At 53.7% G+C, this 16,122-nt stretch carries 18 protein-coding genes; 11 read left to right on the top strand and 7 right to left on the bottom strand.

The annotated features are described in order from the left end of the window. Positions 1–24: 24 nt before the first annotated feature. The 3 genes from IB226_RS06135 to IB226_RS06125 form a co-directional block, all read right to left on the bottom strand. The gene (locus tag IB226_RS06135) at positions 25–1,260 is read right to left on the bottom strand and encodes an MFS transporter (RefSeq protein WP_192234108.1); all 1,236 of its coding nucleotides are present in this window, start codon (positions 1,258–1,260) and stop codon (positions 25–27) included. Positions 1,261–1,346: 86 nt separating this feature from the next. Further along, the gene (gene pyk, locus IB226_RS06130; protein ID WP_101764163.1) at positions 1,347–2,789 is read right to left on the bottom strand and encodes a pyruvate kinase; all 1,443 of its coding nucleotides are present in this window, start codon (positions 2,787–2,789) and stop codon (positions 1,347–1,349) included. 107 nt (positions 2,790–2,896) lie between these two features. Continuing rightward, on the bottom strand, positions 2,897–3,751 hold the full coding sequence (locus IB226_RS06125) for a MurR/RpiR family transcriptional regulator (RefSeq protein ID WP_192234106.1): 855 nt from the start codon (positions 3,749–3,751) through the stop codon (positions 2,897–2,899). Positions 3,752–4,123: 372 nt separating this feature from the next. Here IB226_RS06125 and zwf point away from each other — a divergent pair, with 372 nt between their 5' ends. Then, a complete protein-coding gene (gene zwf, locus IB226_RS06120) occupies positions 4,124–5,599 on the top strand; it encodes a glucose-6-phosphate dehydrogenase (protein ID WP_064738913.1) in 1,476 nt (491 codons plus the stop codon). 187 nt (positions 5,600–5,786) lie between these two features. Next, positions 5,787–6,428 (top strand): bifunctional 4-hydroxy-2-oxoglutarate aldolase/2-dehydro-3-deoxy-phosphogluconate aldolase, encoded by a 642-nt coding sequence (locus IB226_RS06115; RefSeq protein ID WP_192234104.1) that lies wholly within the window; start codon positions 5,787–5,789, stop codon positions 6,426–6,428. 43 nt (positions 6,429–6,471) lie between these two features. Here IB226_RS06115 and purT read toward each other — a convergent pair whose 3' ends face one another. Then, complete coding sequence (purT, locus tag IB226_RS06110) at positions 6,472–7,650, bottom strand: formate-dependent phosphoribosylglycinamide formyltransferase (protein ID WP_192234102.1); 1,179 nt, start codon at positions 7,648–7,650, stop codon at positions 6,472–6,474. Positions 7,651–7,811: 161 nt separating this feature from the next. On the opposite strand from purT, the gene IB226_RS06105 reads away from it, so the two are divergent. Beyond that, positions 7,812–8,453: a tellurite resistance TerB family protein gene (locus tag IB226_RS06105; RefSeq protein WP_137385935.1), complete on the top strand. Its 642-nt coding sequence runs from the start codon at positions 7,812–7,814 to the stop codon at positions 8,451–8,453. A gap of 139 nt (positions 8,454–8,592) precedes the next feature. Then, entirely contained in the window at positions 8,593–10,656 is a 2,064-nt protein-coding gene (locus IB226_RS06100) for a prolyl oligopeptidase family serine peptidase (RefSeq protein ID WP_192234100.1), read from the top strand. Here IB226_RS06100 and exoX read toward each other — a convergent pair. Together exoX and IB226_RS06090 are read right to left on the bottom strand one after the other, a co-directional pair. Beyond that, entirely contained in the window at positions 10,650–11,318 is a 669-nt protein-coding gene (gene exoX, locus IB226_RS06095) for an exodeoxyribonuclease X (RefSeq protein WP_110866303.1), read from the bottom strand. The two genes, IB226_RS06100 and exoX, sit on opposite strands and share 7 nt — an antisense overlap. Positions 11,319–11,321: 3 nt before the next feature. Further along, positions 11,322–11,552: a DNA polymerase III subunit theta gene (locus tag IB226_RS06090; RefSeq protein WP_192234098.1), complete on the bottom strand. Its 231-nt coding sequence runs from the start codon at positions 11,550–11,552 to the stop codon at positions 11,322–11,324. Positions 11,553–11,705: 153 nt separating this feature from the next. On the opposite strand from IB226_RS06090, the gene copC reads away from it, so the two are divergent. The 7 genes from copC (at position 11,706) to IB226_RS06060 (ending at position 15,235) form a co-directional block, all read left to right on the top strand. Beyond that, positions 11,706–12,083, top strand: coding sequence for a copper homeostasis periplasmic binding protein CopC (gene copC, locus IB226_RS06085; RefSeq protein ID WP_192234096.1), 378 nt, complete (start codon positions 11,706–11,708; stop codon positions 12,081–12,083). A 3-nt stretch (positions 12,084–12,086) separates the two neighbouring features. Next, the gene (copD, locus tag IB226_RS06080) at positions 12,087–12,965 is read left to right on the top strand and encodes a copper homeostasis membrane protein CopD (protein ID WP_192234094.1); all 879 of its coding nucleotides are present in this window, start codon (positions 12,087–12,089) and stop codon (positions 12,963–12,965) included. Positions 12,966–12,998: 33 nt separating this feature from the next. Further along, positions 12,999–13,346, top strand: coding sequence for a YebY family protein (locus tag IB226_RS06075; RefSeq protein ID WP_061718597.1), 348 nt, complete (start codon positions 12,999–13,001; stop codon positions 13,344–13,346). 719 nt (positions 13,347–14,065) lie between these two features. Further along, positions 14,066–14,278, top strand: coding sequence for a cold-shock protein (locus tag IB226_RS06070; RefSeq protein ID WP_007889586.1), 213 nt, complete (start codon positions 14,066–14,068; stop codon positions 14,276–14,278). Between the two features lie 2 nt (positions 14,279–14,280). Next, the gene (locus IB226_RS23210; RefSeq protein ID WP_101764610.1) at positions 14,281–14,424 is read left to right on the top strand and encodes a cold-shock protein; all 144 of its coding nucleotides are present in this window, start codon (positions 14,281–14,283) and stop codon (positions 14,422–14,424) included. A gap of 202 nt (positions 14,425–14,626) precedes the next feature. Next, positions 14,627–14,947 (top strand): hypothetical protein, encoded by a 321-nt coding sequence (locus IB226_RS06065; protein ID WP_192234091.1) that lies wholly within the window; start codon positions 14,627–14,629, stop codon positions 14,945–14,947. A 120-nt stretch (positions 14,948–15,067) separates the two neighbouring features. Further along, a complete protein-coding gene (locus tag IB226_RS06060; protein ID WP_167391209.1) occupies positions 15,068–15,235 on the top strand; it encodes a hypothetical protein in 168 nt (55 codons plus the stop codon). A gap of 36 nt (positions 15,236–15,271) precedes the next feature. Here the strand turns inward: IB226_RS06060 and IB226_RS06055 are convergent, their stop codons facing one another. Beyond that, the gene (locus IB226_RS06055) at positions 15,272–16,045 is read right to left on the bottom strand and encodes a hypothetical protein (protein WP_192234089.1); all 774 of its coding nucleotides are present in this window, start codon (positions 16,043–16,045) and stop codon (positions 15,272–15,274) included. Positions 16,046–16,122 lie beyond the last annotated feature (77 nt).

Below are 16,122 nucleotides of genomic sequence, written 5' to 3'. Positions count from 1 at the left end.
ACATGGGGCCGTCTGGCCCCTTTATCATTCTATTGCCGCCACATGACTGCGACGTTTACGTTCGCGCAGGAACAGTGTCACCAGACCAAACCACAGCACGCCAGCGGCGAAGTTAATTCCGCTAAACCACGGTGTGCCGCCGCTGAAGTAGCCACCTTTCGCCAGCTCAATGCCTACCGCTAAGGTCAGAATACTGATCATACCGAGCATCGCCGCCACGCTGCCTTTTCCTTCGTTGCTGGAGTAAAGCGTCAAACGGTACAGACCGGCATTCACCATGCCTGCGCCGAAAGCGTACAAGCTTAACCCGGCGGTCAGCAGCAGATAGGTGTGACTATCGAGCAAATTAGCCAGCAGCGAAATACTCAAACCAATCAGAATCGGCCAGGCGGCAAATTTCACCGGCTGCTCAATCGGCACGCGTCCAGCCAGTTTGCCGAGCGTGATGTTGCCGGCAATCATCGCCAGAAACACCGGCAACTGCAGCAGCGCATACTGCATGCGTGACAATCCTTCATCGTGCATCAGAATCACTGGCGACAGCGCTACCCACGTCAGGATCGGAATAAACACCAAACCAATGGCAAAAGATCCGTACATCACCTGACGATCGCGCGCCAAACGCGCATAGCCGCGCGCCAGCGTTGGCAGGGCGATAGAGTGACTGCGATCGCCAGCGGTTTCCGGCATGACGCGCCACAGCAGGGCAAACGCAATCACGCTGCAGATGGCAAACAGCCAGAACATGCTGCGCCACTCGCCAACGGTGAGCCACGCGGCTCCGGCCAGCGGACCAGCGAGCGGTGCCAGCAGCGCGACGTTGGCCATCAGCGCCATCATGCGTACTGCCAGCGCTTCGTCAAAGGCTTCCTGCACCGCTGCGTAGCTGACGGCGCCAATAAAGCACAGGCTAATACCTTGCACAAAGCGCAGCGCGACAAACTCCTCAATGCTGCTCACCCACGTGGTCAGAATACAGGCGGCGGCAAAGAACAGGATGCCAAACAGCAGCACCGGCCGGCGGCCATATTTGTCAGAGAGCGGACCGAGCAGCCATTGCAGCACTACGCCGCCCATCAGATACGCGGTCAGCGAGGTCGAAACCCATTCCGGGCCGACGCTGAATTCAGACGTCACCAGCAGCATGCCGGGCTGAATCATGTCATGCGCGATATAGGTGGCGAACTCAAACAGTACCAGCGCGAGCGGGAACAGCAGCACGCGCCCGGTGAGTTGAGTAATAGGTTGATAGCGGGCCATCTGGCCTCCTTGTCAAAAAAATAAAAACGCGACTGCCAGGCAGTCGCGTTTGTCCATGTTGTTACAGCCGCTGTCGGTGGTGCGTATTAATCTACGCGCAGTACACGGCTGGTATTGGTGGTGCCGGTGGTCGACATCACGTCGCCCTGGGTGACAATCACCAGGTCGCCTGAAACCAGGAAACCTTTTTCGCGCAGCAAATTCACTGCATCGTGCGCGGCAGCAACACCATCGTTGTTGCTGTCGAAGAACACTGGCGTAACACCACGGTACAGCGCCGTCAGGTTCAGCGTACGTTCGTGACGTGACATGGCGAAGATCGGCAAACCGGACGTGATACGTGAGGTCATCAGCGCGGTACGGCCCGATTCGGTCATGGTGATGATCGCTGAAACCCCTTGCAGATGGTTGGCAGCATACATCGCCGACATGGCAATCGCTTCTTCGACGTTATCGAACTGTACTTCCAGGCGGTGCTTAGAAACGTTAACGCTCGGGATTTTCTCTGCGCCGAGGCACACTTTCGCCATCGCTGAGACGGTTTCAGCCGGATACTGGCCAGCAGCGGTTTCCGCCGACAGCATCACCGCATCGGTACCATCCAGCACGGCGTTCGCCACGTCCATGACTTCGGCACGCGTTGGCATTGGATTGGTAATCATCGACTCCATCATCTGCGTGGCGGTGATGATGGTACGGTTCAGCTGGCGAGCGCGACGGATCAACGCTTTCTGAATACCCACCAGTTCAGGATCGCCAATCTCCACACCCAAATCGCCACGCGCAACCATCACCACGTCAGAGGCGAGGATAATGTCATCCATCGCTTCCTGTGAGGCAACGGCTTCAGCACGTTCTACTTTCGCCACCAGTTTGGCGTCGCAGCCGGCGTCGCGCGCCAGACGGCGGGCATAATTCATATCTTCGCCGTTACGCGGGAAGGAGACCGCCAGATAATCCACCCCGATTTTCGCGGCGGTAACGATATCAACTTTGTCTTTTTCGGTCAGCGCATCGGCAGAGAGACCGCCGCCGAGTTTGTTGATGCCTTTATTGTTAGAGAGCGGGCCGCCGACGGTGACTTCGGTGAACACTTTTACCCCCTGAACTTCCAACACTTTCAGCTGCACGCGACCGTCGTCCAGCAGCAGGATATCGCCGGGCACTACATCTTCTGGCAGGCCTTTATAGTCGATACCGACTTTTTCTTTATCGCCTTCGCCTTTGGTTAAATCAGCATCCAGCAGGAAACGATCGCCGACGTTGAGGAACACTTTGCCTTCTTTGAAGGTCGATACGCGAATTTTTGGGCCTTGCAGGTCGCCCAGGATCGCTACGTGACGACCCAGTTTCGCCGCGATTTCACGGACTTTATTGGCGCGCTGCTGATGATCTTCCGGTGTGCCGTGGGAGAAGTTGAGTCGTACAACGTTAGCACCCGCCGCGATGATTTTTTCGAGGTTGTTGTCGCGATCGGTGGCTGGACCGAGGGTTGTAACGATCTTGGTTCTTCTGAGACGTCTGGACATGAAGGACTCCGTTAGCAAAGTATCGTGTCGCTCTCAAGTGACACGTAGTGTTCATCTATTCTATATGATCGATGGGCTGTGATTCGACTCACATTGTGAATGTGATGTTAATTATTTTCCTGCGCCTGTTTCTCCAGGCGTGAATCTTTCAGCGCTTCTTTCACCCGTTTCAAATTTTCACGGAAAGCAGCGCCGCGCTCAAGGGTAAACCCTGTCGCCAGAACATCAATCACGGTTAATTGTGCAAGGCGGGAAACCATTGGCAGGTAGATATCGGTATCTTCGGGTACGTCGAGCGTCAAAGCCAGCGTGGCTTCCGCCGCCAGCGGGGAACCCGGAGAAGTGATAGCCAGCACAGTGGAAGCGTTTACACGCGCCAGGCGAGCCAGTTCTACCATATTTTTGGTGCGACCAGTATGTGAGATGAGAACAAACACATCGTTTGGACCACTATTTATGCAACTCATGCGCTGGATCACAATATCCTCTGACCAGATGACCGGCAGATTAAATCGCAAAAATTTATTGGTGGCGTCATGTGCCACCACGGCGGAGGCACCAAGGCCAAAAAAGGCAATTTTATGCGCCTTTGACAGCGCCTGAACCGCCTGACGAATCACCTGAGAATCGAGCTGCTGGCGGACGCGGCTGAGGCCGGCTAACGCGGAATCAAAGATTTTGTGGCTGTAGCTTTCCACACTGTCATTTTCTTCCACATCGCGACTCACCCAGTTCGGGCTTTTGACCAGGCTCTGCGCGAGCTGCAATTTGAAGTCAGGGAAGCCGCGCGTGCCCATACGATGGCAGAAGCGATTCACCGTCGGTTCGCTGACGTCAGCGGCGCGTGCCAGCGTGGCGATGCTGGAGTGCATCGCCTGTTGCGGCGCGGCAAGAATCTGCTCTGCGACTTTACGTTCTGATTTGCTTAACGCTTCGAGTTGCGCCTGAATCTGTTCCAGCATGGTTTAACCTAATGAGCGTCAATCACTTTTTCGCGTTCATCAATCAATGAAATCGCTGCCAATTCACAAGAATATACCGTGTAATAGCCTCTCGCACGCAGCGGAGGACAAATGTAAACGCGATTTTTTTGCGATACTTTGATCGCTGACGTGTTTTGCCACGACAAATATCGAAACAGAAAATGTGCTCAAATGGCACGCTACAACACACTTAACACCTTTATTACGTTCACAGTTAACGCCAGCAAAACACTGCGTTCGGGTTGTCCTAAACCCGCTAAAAACGTACATTGTGCTGTAAGAAAATTACAATAAGGACCTGGCGTGATGAGAACGCTCAAGCCGGGTATATCCTGCAACGAGGAGAGGAAAATGGCGGTTACACAAACAGCCCAGGCATGCGATCTGGTGATTTTCGGTGCCAAAGGCGATCTCGCGCGCCGTAAACTGTTGCCATCACTGTATCAGCTGGAAAAAGCCGGTCAGATTCATGAAACCACTCGCATAATTGGCGTGGGTCGCGCGGATTGGGATAAAGCCGCGTATACCAAAGTGGTACGTGAAGCGCTGGAAACCTTCATGAAAGAGAAGATCGATGAAGCGCTGTGGGATACCCTCAGCAGCCGTCTCGACTTCTGTAACCTCGACGTAAATGACACCTCGCATTTCACCAAACTGGGCAAAATGCTTGACCAGAAAAACCGCGTCACCATTAACTACTTCGCCATGCCGCCAAGCACCTTTGGCGCGATTTGCGACGGTCTGGGCGCCGCCAAGCTGAACGCCAAACCGGCACGCGTAGTAATGGAAAAGCCGCTCGGCACCTCATTGGAAACCTCACAAGAGATCAATGACAGCGTCGGCAAATACTTCGAAGAAGGCCAGGTTTTCCGTATTGACCACTATCTCGGTAAAGAGACGGTGCTCAACCTGCTGGCGCTGCGTTTTGCCAACTCCATCTTCGTCAACAACTGGGACAATCGCACCATCGATCACGTGCAGATCACCGTGGCAGAAGAGGTGGGCATCGAAGGCCGTTGGGGTTACTTCGACAAAGCCGGCCAGATGCGTGACATGATTCAGAACCACCTGTTGCAGATCCTCACCATGATTGCCATGTCGCCGCCATCCGATCTGAGCGCGGATGCGATTCGTGATGAAAAAGTGAAAGTGCTGCGCTCACTGCGTCGTATCGATCAAACCAACGTGCGCGAGAAAACCGTACGCGGTCAGTACACCGCCGGCTTTGTGCAGGGCAAGAAAGTGCCTGGTTATCTGGAAGAAGAGGGCGCTAACAAGCAGAGCGCCACGGAAAGCTTTGTTGCTATTCGCGTGGATATCGATAACTGGCGTTGGGCTGGTGTGCCGTTCTATCTGCGTACCGGCAAGCGCTTGCCAACCAAATGCTCTGAAGTGGTGGTGTACTTCAAGAATCCTGAGATGAACCTGTTTAAGGATTCGTACGCTGAACTGCCGCAGAACAAGCTGACCATTCGTCTGCAGCCGGACGAAGGCGTGGATATCGAAATCCTGAACAAAGTGCCCGGACTCGACCACAAGCATAAACTGCAGACCACCAAGCTGGATCTGAGCTATTCCGAAACCTTCAACCAGTCGCATCTGGCCGATGCTTACGAGCGTCTGCTGCTGGAAACCATGCGCGGTATTCAGGCGCTGTTTGTGCGTCGTGATGAAGTTGAAGCAGCGTGGGGCTGGGTGGATTCGATCATTGATGCCTGGAGCGCCGATGCCGAAGCGCCGAAGCCGTATCAGGCGGGAACATGGGGACCGGTTGCCTCTGTCGCGATGATAACTCGCGATGGCCGTTCCTGGAACGAGTTCGAATAGAAACCTCGTGTTGAGCCCGCCAAATGTGCGGGCTTTTTTACGTCCAGAATTCATTTTTCTGAAAAGTGAACCAGAGTTTCAAAAAATTCTGATATCCGATGGACGCCGCTCCAGACGATCTTGTATGGTAGAGCCCAATTATTGACAGCGTGGCTAAACGCCGGGCTGATGCAACTAAGGAAACGTGATGAAGAACTGGAAAACAAGTGCTGAACAGATCCTGAAAACTGGCCCGGTCGTGCCGGTCATTGTGGTGAACAAGCTGGAACACGCGGTGCCGATGGCGAAAGCGCTGGTGGCTGGCGGTGTGCGAGTGCTGGAAGTGACGCTGCGTACCCCGGTGGCGATGGACGCGCTGCGTGCAATGATTAAAGAAGTACCGGAAGCGATTGTCGGTGCGGGCACGGTGATCAACACCCAGCAACTGAAAGAAGTCACTGACGCCGGTGCGCAGTTTGTCATCAGCCCAGGATTGACGGAATCGCTGCTGAAAGCCGCGGTTGAAGGTCCGGTGCCATTGATTCCAGGTATCAGCACGGTTTCAGAACTGATGACCGGCATGGATTACGGCTTGCGGGAGTTCAAATTCTTCCCGGCGGAAGCCAATGGTGGCGTGAAAGCATTATCCGCGATTTGCGGTCCGTTCCCGCAGGTGCGTTTCTGCCCAACCGGCGGCATCTCGCCAGCCAACTATCGGGATTATCTGGCGCTGAAAAGCGTGCTGTGCATTGGCGGTTCGTGGCTGGTACCGAATGATGCGTTGGAAAGCGGTGACTGGGATCGTATTACGCGTCTGGCGCGTGAAGCGGTTGAAGGCGCTCGCGCATAAGTTCATGAATCGGTCGCCATTGATGGCGACCACTTAGTCTTACTTAACCTACCACTTTTACCGCTGCCGCACTCGCCACGGCGCGCGCGATAGCGTCATCGGTGTTTTCACCGGTTGCCAAAGCCACGCCTAATCGGCGCTGACCGGCGATTTCCGGCTTACCAAACAGGCGCAGCTGCAATCCGGCACCCAGCGCGGCTTCGATATTTCCGAACACGACGTTCTGGCTGTTCAGCTCAGGCAAAATCACTGCCGACGCAGCGGGACCGTATTGACGAATGCCGCCAATCGGCAGGCCGAGGAAAGCGCGCACATGCAGCGCAAACTCGGACAGATCCTGCGAAATCAGCGTGACCATGCCGGTATCATGCGGACGCGGTGACACTTCGCTGAACACCACTTCATCACCGCACACGAACAGCTCCACGCCAAACAGGCCGTATCCACCGAGCGCTTTTACCACGTTAGCGGCGATATCCTGCGCGCGTTGCAACGCCAGTTCACTCATCTGCTGCGGCTGCCATGATTCACGATAATCGCCATCTTCCTGACGATGACCAATCGGCGCGCAGAAGTGAATGCCATCTACTGCGCTGATGGTCAGCAGGGTGATTTCGAAATCAAACTTCACCACGCCTTCAACGATCACGCGGCCCGCACCGGCACGTCCGCCTTGCTGCGCATAATCCCAGGCTTTATCCAGCTGGCTGGCTTCGCGAATAAAGCTCTGGCCTTTACCGGATGAGCTCATCACCGGCTTAACGATGCACGGGAATCCAATCGCCTCAGCCGCGGCCACAAAATTCTCTTTGCTGTCAGCAAACTGGTAAGTCGAAGTCGGTAAGGACAACTCTTCCGCCGCCAGACGGCGAATGCCTTCGCGGTTCATGGTCAGACGTGCGGCGCGTGCGGTCGGCACCACTTTCTGACCTTGCGCTTCCAGCTTCAGCAGTTTTTCGGTGGCGATGGCTTCAATTTCTGGTACCACGAAGTGCGGCTTTTCCTCGGCAATCAGCGCGGCCAGCGCGTCGCCGTCCAGCATGTTGATCACATAGCTGCGATGCGCCACGTGCATCGCCGGAGCATCGGCGTAACGATCCACCGCGATCACTTCCACACCCAGACGCTGGCACTCAAGTGCCACTTCTTTGCCTAATTCGCCTGAACCTAACAGCATGACACGCGTAGCGGCAGGGCGCAGCGCGGTTCCGAGAGTCGTCATAATTTCACCTTAGCAGTCAAAATGCGCGCGCAGTATAAACGAAAACGTTTGCGTACTCACGCTTTCGCCGCGATCAGGTTTGCCATACTTTTCCCGCTCTGACGTTAACTGACACAGCCTGCGGCAGCATGGAGAACGGAAAAGTAAACAGGAGTTAAACGATGAGCAATTGGCTGCAGCAAATTCAATCGGTGCTAGCGAAAAAGGGTGGAGACGGAAAATCGGGCGGTTTAAGTGACATGCTGGCCCCCGGCGCATTGGGCGGGCTGGCGGGATTGCTGGTAGGCAGCAAATCCACGCGTAAGCTGCTGACCAAATATGGCGGCAAAGCCTTGCTGTTGGGCGGTGGCGCGGCGGCGGGCGCGCTGTTATGGAACAAATACAAACAGCGCATACGTGAAACCCATCAGGACGATGCGGGCTTCGGCCAGCTGCAAACGCCGATGGATCAACGCGCAGAGCGTCTGGTCACGGCGCTGGTGTTCGCGGCGAAAAGTGATGGTCACATTGACGACCAAGAGCGTGCCGCAATTGAGCAAAATATCCAGCAGGCCGGCTACGGCGCACAAGCCGAAGCGCTGATTCAGCAGGCGATGAATCGCCCGCTCGATCCCAACTGGCTGGCCGCTGACGTAAAAAATGAAGAAGAGGCGCTGGAACTCTATTTCCTCAGCTGTGCAGCCATTGATGTCGACCACTTTATGGAGCGTAGCTATCTCTCCGCGCTCGGCGATGCGCTGAAAATTCCCCAGGATGTGCGCGACGGTATCCAGCGCGATATCGACGCGGAAAAAGCTGCTTAATTCCGTGCGAAGGTTGCATCCGCAGCCTTCGCTTTTCATCTTTGGCTTACCCTGCATAAAGTGATGCTGCGTGTAGCTTGGCATCGTGCGTGATTAGTGCCACGCTTGCTGAATGTTGTCCTTCAGGGAGAAGAGCCTAATGAATCAGCCACACGCGAAAAAAATTCCCCATGTCATGAAGCTGCACGGTGAAACGCGCATCGATAATTATCACTGGTTACGTGATGACGACCGCGAGAATCCAGAGGTGCTGGCCCATCTGCACGCCGAAAATGATTACGGCCGTGCGATGATGGCGTCGCAGAATCCGCTGCAGGAACGGGTGCTGAAAGAGATCGTTGACCGTATTCCACCGCAGGATCACTCGGTGCCCTATGTGAAAAACGGTTATCGCTATCAAAGCCGCTATGAAGTGGGCAACGAGTATCCGGCTTATTTCCGGCAGCCCGTTGACGCGCCAGCTGATGAGCCCTGGCAGCTGTTGCTGGATGGAAACCAGCGGGCTGCGCACAGTGATTTTTACACCATGGGCGCGCTGGCGATCACACCGGACAATCAGGTGATGGCCTTAGCGGAAGACTTCCTGTCGCGCCGCCAATACGGCATTCGCTTCCGTAATTTGCAGGGCGGTAGCTGGTATCCGGAAGTGCTGACCAATGCGTCATCCAGCGTGGCCTGGGCCAACGATTCCCGCACGCTCTATTACGTGCGTAAGCATCCGAAAACGCTGCTGGCGTATCAGGTGTGGCGCCATGAGCTGGGCCATCCGCAATCTGACGATCAGCTGGTGTATGAAGAGAAGGATGACTCTTTCCACCTCAGCGTGCATAAAACCACCTCCGAGCACTTCATTCTGATTGCGTTGTACAGCACCAACACCAGCGAGATTCTGCTGATCGACGCCGAATATCCGGATGCGCAGCCGCAAGCCTTTTGTCCACGTCGGCGCGACCACGAATACAGCATCGATCACTACAATCATCAGTTCTATATCCGCTCAAATCGCGATGGCAAAAATTTCGGGCTTTATCGCAGCGCGTGGCTAGCGGAAGCACGCTGGCAATCGCTGATCCCGGCGCGTGACAACGTGGTGCTGGAAGATTTCCAGCTGTTTCGTCATTGGCTGGTAGTCGAAGAACGCCAGCACGGCGTAAACACCTTGCGGCAGATAAACTGGGAGAGCGGCGAAAGCTTTGGTATCGCCTTCGACGATCCCGCCTATGTCACCTGGCTTGCCTACAATCCTTCGCCAGAAAGCGACACCTTGCGCTACGGCTACTCTTCCATGACCACGCCGACCACCTTGTTTGAACTGAACATGGAAACCGGCGATCGTCGCGTACTGAAGCGCACGCCGGTGCCGGGCTTCAAATCGGAGGATTACAAAAGTGAGCATTTGTGGATCACGGTGCGTGATGGCACAGAGGTTCCGGTTTCGCTGGTCTATCATCGCAAGCATTTCCAGCGCGGCAACAATCCGTTGCTGGTGTACGGTTACGGTGCTTACGGCAGCAGCATGGATGCCAGCTTTGGCACCAGCCGCATCAGCTTGCTGGAGCGCGGCTTCGTCTACGCCATCATTCACGTGCGCGGCGGCGGCGAGCTCGGCCAGCAATGGTACGACGGTGGCCGCCTGAAGAATAAAATCAACAGCTTCACCGACTTTATTGATGTCACCGAAGCGCTGGTAGCGAAGGGTTATGGTCGTCGCCAGCAGCTCTACGCGATGGGCGGCAGCGCCGGCGGATTACTGATGGGCGGCGTGGTGAACATGGCGCCGGAGCTGTTCCACGGCGTGGTGGCGCAGGTGCCATTTGTCGATGTGGTAACGACGATGCTCGATCCGACGATTCCGCTGACCACCGGCGAATACGATGAGTGGGGCAATCCCGAACAGGCGGAGTTCTATCACACCATTCGCCAATACAGTCCGTATGACAACATCGAGGCCAAAGCCTATCCGCATTTGCTGGTCACCACCGGTTTGCACGATTCACAGGTGCAGTATTGGGAACCGGCTAAGTGGGTGGCGAAACTGCGTGAGCTGAAAACCAACGATTCGCTGCTGTTACTTTGCACCGAGATGGATTCTGGCCACGGCGGTAAATCGGGCCGCTTCAAAGCGTATGAAGGGGTGGCGCAGGAGTTCACTTTCCTGATTGGCCTGGCGCAGGGCAGCTTGCCAGACCGCGTCGATTACTGATCGCTCTTCACATACTTGCGCAGCGCCTGCCGTAACGGTGGGCGCAAATCACGCACATTTTCCAGCACCCAACGCAGATAGCCGGGATCTTTACGCGCGATACTGCCAATACTCTGACCGCGATATTTGCCGAACGGGAACACATCGCCGCTTACGGGCGCGGGCTGGCACAAATTCGCCATCTGCTCGGCGTTCCAGCCGGAGGTTTCCATAATGCGGATCAGTAGCGCAGCGGTGACGTAGCAGTCATACAACGCGCGGTGCGCATGCAGTTCGGCCGGTGGCGTGACATCCAGCTTCAGGCTGTGGCGCAGCGCCTGATTGCCATATTTGATGCCTGGCCACAGCTGCCGCGCCAGCGTCATGGTGCAGATCCATTCGCCCGGCATAATGGGCAACATGCGGCGATCAAAACTGGCGTTGTGCGCCACATAATGCGGACTGCCGTGATAGCGACCAATCGCTTCTTCAATCGTGGGTTTGCCCATCACCATCGCTTCCGTAATGCGATGTACCGCCATCGCCTGACGACTGATGGGGCGATCCGGGCAGATTAAGTCGCTCATCGGATTGACGATCTGACCGTCAATGACATCCACCGACGCCACTTCCACCACGCCACCCTGCAGGCCGCAGGTTTCGGTATCAATTACACGTAACATAAATTACTTCTGCTTCGGTTCGTAGGGCAGGCGCGACAGGCTAAGCGAAGCCTGGCGATAGTTCATTAAGCGCTGACGAAACCAGTCACGCAGCGCTTCGGGCTGCTCGCGCTCCACAATTTCGGCAATCACCGGCATATTGTAGCGCTCTTTGAATGCAACGCCCGCGGCGGCCAGATCGACATTGACTTTGTCTTTCTCTTCCTGCGAGAGCAGGGCAAGGTTTTGGCTCATGCTTTTCTCCTGATAAACAGGGGCAAAAGTAATGGTTTCGGACCCTGGGATCAAGCGGATTGGATCGCACCGCAAGTCTCGACACCTGCGGATCGGCGGCGTATCCTGCTGCCACGTTTGCGGTGGTTTGCCGCATTTAATAGGGAAGAAGTCATGAAGAAAACTGCGTTCAACGCTGTCGTCGCGCTACTTCTGGCGTCATCAACGCTGGCCTTCAGCCAGGTTGCTATGGCACACGCTCACCTGAAAACCCCGGTACCAGCCGACAAAGCGGTGGTGGAAACCTCCCCGCAGAATTTAACGTTGACCTTTACCGAGGATGTTGAAGCGGCATTCAGTGGCGTGGATGTGCTCAATGCACAACATCAACCGGTGGCGGTTGGAAAAGCCAAACTCAACGATAAACAACACGAGCAGCTGATTGTACCGATCAGCCAGCCGCTGCCGTCGGGCAACTATCATGTGAACTGGCATGTGCTGTCCGTTGATGGACATAAAACCAAAGGCAGCTACACCTTCAGCGTGAAGTGATTGATGAGTTTGAGTACGCTGTGGATTGGCCTGCGAGCGCTGCATTTTTTGTCGGTGCTGCTGCTCGCCGGTAGCGCCTTTTATACCGCGCTACTGGCGCCGCGCCGCTATCGTCCGCTGCTATCACAGCGTTTAGCTTTACTTCTCCGTACCAGCGCGCTGCTGAGTTTGTTTAGCGCCCTGTTGATGCTGGCAACGCAAACCGGCTTGATGAGCGGCGACTGGCGCAATGTCAGTGACAGCGCAACCTGGCAGGCGGTGCTCAGCACGCGCTTCGGCCGGGTTTGGCGTTGGGAAATCGCTTTTGCACTGCTGAGCACGTTAGCGCTGCTGCGTGGCACACTGCGGCAAAATCTGCTGCTATGCAGCGGCCTGTTACAGTTGGTGGCGTTAGCCGGTGTTGGGCATGCCGCGATGCGCGATGGCTGGCCCGGATTGCTGCAACAAGGCAATCACGCGCTGCATTTAATTGCGGCTGCATTCTGGGCGGGCGGATTACTGCCGCTGTTATTACTGATGCGTGAAGCGCGGCAGATCGCTTATCGCACCGATGCGATTCGCTGCATGATGCGCTTCTCGCGTTACGGTCACCTGGCGGTGGCGCTCGCGCTGCTGACGGGCATCATTAATAGCGTGCTGATTGCCGGTTCGCCGTTGCATTGGCAAGCCACGCTGTGGAGCGAACTGCTGGTGGTGAAAGTGCTGCTGGTCATGCTGATGATCGCTATTGCGCTGACCAATCGCTATTTGCTGGTGCCGCGCTTTCGCCTGGCGGCCAGTAACGCAGCGCATCTGTTTATTCGCCTGACGCAGCTTGAGCTGCTGCTGGCCATTATTGTAATTGGGTTGGTGAGCGTGTTTGCCACGCTGTCACCGGCCTGAATGTGACATTCAAGAAGATGAAATGAGGTCGATATTTTGCTGAAGAAACTGATTCCAGCTTGCGTATTGATGGCGCTGTGCAGCCAGGCGATGGCGGCACAGATTATTACCGTCAGCCGTTTTGAGATTGGAAAAGACAAATGGCCCTTCACCCGCGAAGAGGTGATGTTGACCTGCGAGAAAGACGGCGCGCTGTTCGCGATTAATCCAGGCACTTTGTTGCAGTATCCGCTCAACGATAAAGCCTTTGCGCGCAAAACGGCCGGGCAGGGCACACTGCAATCGATCGACACCATTGTCGCCGTTGATAAAGCCCATCCAGGCCAGAAAATGAGTCTGCAACCGATCATTGACCGCGCGCAGCAACTGTGCGGTAAGTAATCCCTATATTCTCAGGCGTAGCGCACAATTCTGCCGCTACGCTTGCTTCCTCGTTCTGTCACCACGATCACAGAGTTGTCACCTTTCGCGACCAAACCGCAAGATTGGCTGGAAAACCAGCAATCCTGGTCTACCTTTAAATGGCAAGGCGTCCTCGCCTGCAAAAATGCCAACTTTTAGCGCACGGCTCCCAAAGAGCCATTTCCCTGGACCCGATACAGGAATCGTATTGGGTCTTTTTTTATCTGCATAATAATGAATTGTCTGCACGCGTTAGGCTTACCTTTATGCTGGCATCTACACTTAATTCTCTAAGCAACTCAGGAGGATTTATGTCTGATAGACCGATCGAAGCGGATGAGCTTGAAGAAGAGACTAAGGTGAAGCCGGATGAGCATGAAAAAGATGATGAGAGTCTGGCACCGGAGTCGGGCGACAAGCAGCCAGATTGATGATTAAACCCACTTCGGTGGGTTTTTTTATTTTCTGCTTTTCTTTTTTATATGAAATAAAAAAGTTTTACCTTGCTACCTGGTAAGATAAATGCGTTAATGCGTCGTCGGTCTGAATAGCAGACAGTTAGAAGGTTAGTTCCCATTGTATTTCTCATCCCGGTTAGTGCCGCTTCAAGCCCTTTCTCTTTGAGTCTTATCCTAAGTTCTGATTCGTATCTGCAACTCGGCCCTTACGCCAATAGGCTCATTTAAAAGGTAAAAATTATGTCTAATAAAATTCTTGGAACGGTAAAATGGTTCAACTCAGAAAAAGGCTTCGGCTTTATTTCTCCTGAAAATGGCAGCAAGGACGTTTTCGTCCACTTCTCAGCCATTCAGGGCACTGATTATCGCTCACTTGATGAAGGTCAGCGTGTTGAGTTTTCAGTTGAAGATGGTCCAAAAGGTCCGTCTGCAACAAATGTATTAGGTCTGTAATTATTCGCATTTATAATCGTTTAAGATGTCCGCATTGCCAGAGTTCACAATATCGTACCTCCGCGTTCGATATTACGAAAATGAACCCACATGGCGCTAAATGTATTTTCTGCAAATCATCAATGATTGTGTTGAAAACTGCTTAATAGCGGATATTCTGCCCAGATAATTATCAGGGCTTATCAGGCAATTGCCTGATATCAGAATCATTAGCACTGCTCAGGCAGTGCTTTTTTATTTTAAATACCCCCGCATATCTTCACTTATTCCCACGTTGAACATCTTACCCACATGCTACTTTTTCTCTCATTCCGAAATAAATTACCGTCATAGAGAGAATCTTGCGAGATGCACAAGCCCGTTATCCTGATCGCCTTGCTGCTGAGTGGTTGCGCATTGAAACAGTATCCGCAGTCCGCCAAAGTGAGCGATGCCGAAGCGCAAACCTATGACTGTGCAGCACTGAATCAGGAGATCGCTAAAAGCCAAAGCGTTAAGCAGCAGATTGATAAAACCGGCGAGTTTGATGCGCTAACGGTATTTGGATTCGTCGGGGATTTTGGTATCGGTAACGGCCTTGCAAAGGCCAGCGCTAACAGCAAAGTGAAGGCGCGCCTGGAGCAGTTGCAGAAACTGCAATCAGTGCGTTGCGCGCACGGTGCAACTTAATAATTAGCCTTCTGAGCATCTACCCCGACAATTGTGCGGTCAAATAGCTGCAGCCAGCATGCATGAAAAATGGTATAAAGTTGGCGCATCTGTTTTATTGCCGGTTAATAAGGATCCTTCATGGCAAACACACAATATCTTCTTTGGGTAATGATTGGCACGTTAACTCTGCTTTGTATCTTTATTGGTGTGGTCGTTGGGCGGGCAAAAACGCCGCGTATTGGAACAATGACTTTCGCGGGTTTATTAGCCTTCTTCTTAGTGGCGATATTTTTAATTACTCGCTAAAGCATTGAACGCTGTAACGAGCAATATTTGCTGGGATCATTTCTGTACAGTGTCCCAGCGACTACCATTACGGATGTGCGCCCAGCGTGGGATAATCTCCTGTTCTAACTGATAAATCAGAGCAAGGATGAGATTAAGATTATATCGCGTGACTTCATTATGATGAGTGATGCAAGGCGATGCTGATTCAATCAAATTGAAGTTTTGATATTTTTCAAGCAACTCCAGGTGAGGCAGAATCTCCTGTTCACGCTGATAATCAGCGAGAGCAGTAAATAGGTAAATATTCTTGTCCGTTTGGCGATCGCGTCGAATAGCGTTCGGCAAAAGCTTATTTAATAGCGAGATGGCTGCGGGCGTTGTCGATCCCATCATTGCGTCACCCACATTCGGCCACATTGTGGCTGCATAATCCCCGAGATAAAACTGTGGTACGGCAGTAATGATATTTTTAATATTATGCCTAACACCGAAATAGAGCGCCGCGCTGCCACCTTTTGAGGCGCCAACTATGGAAACGTTTGAGGGTGTTGTCAGCTCAATTACCGAGCGAATAAGCTGGCTTACCCCATGCTCAATTTCAAAATTCATATTGTTGCACAGATAGTAAGCGGGCAAGCCGTTGAAATCATCCTTGATCCACAACACCGCCGATTGAGTATGCTCCAAAAGGGTGAAATCGTAGATGGTGGGATCGGGAAGGTTAAACCCTGACATCACAATCAATAAATGCTGATTGTCTACTGAAGCCGGTTTATAGCGATAGTGTATATCGAGATGAGGGCGAAAATTAAAAATGCAATCAGTCACGGTCAGCGGCTCAGAGAAGGAATTCGCCCAAGACAGGCGACCAATTTGTCTGATAATTAAGAATGGCGATAGATGGA

The organism is Pantoea sp. PNT03 (genome assembly GCF_014852515.1).
GTDB classification, from domain to species: domain Bacteria; phylum Pseudomonadota; class Gammaproteobacteria; order Enterobacterales; family Enterobacteriaceae; genus Pantoea; species Pantoea leporis.
This window is presented reverse-complemented; position numbering and strand designations above follow the sequence as displayed.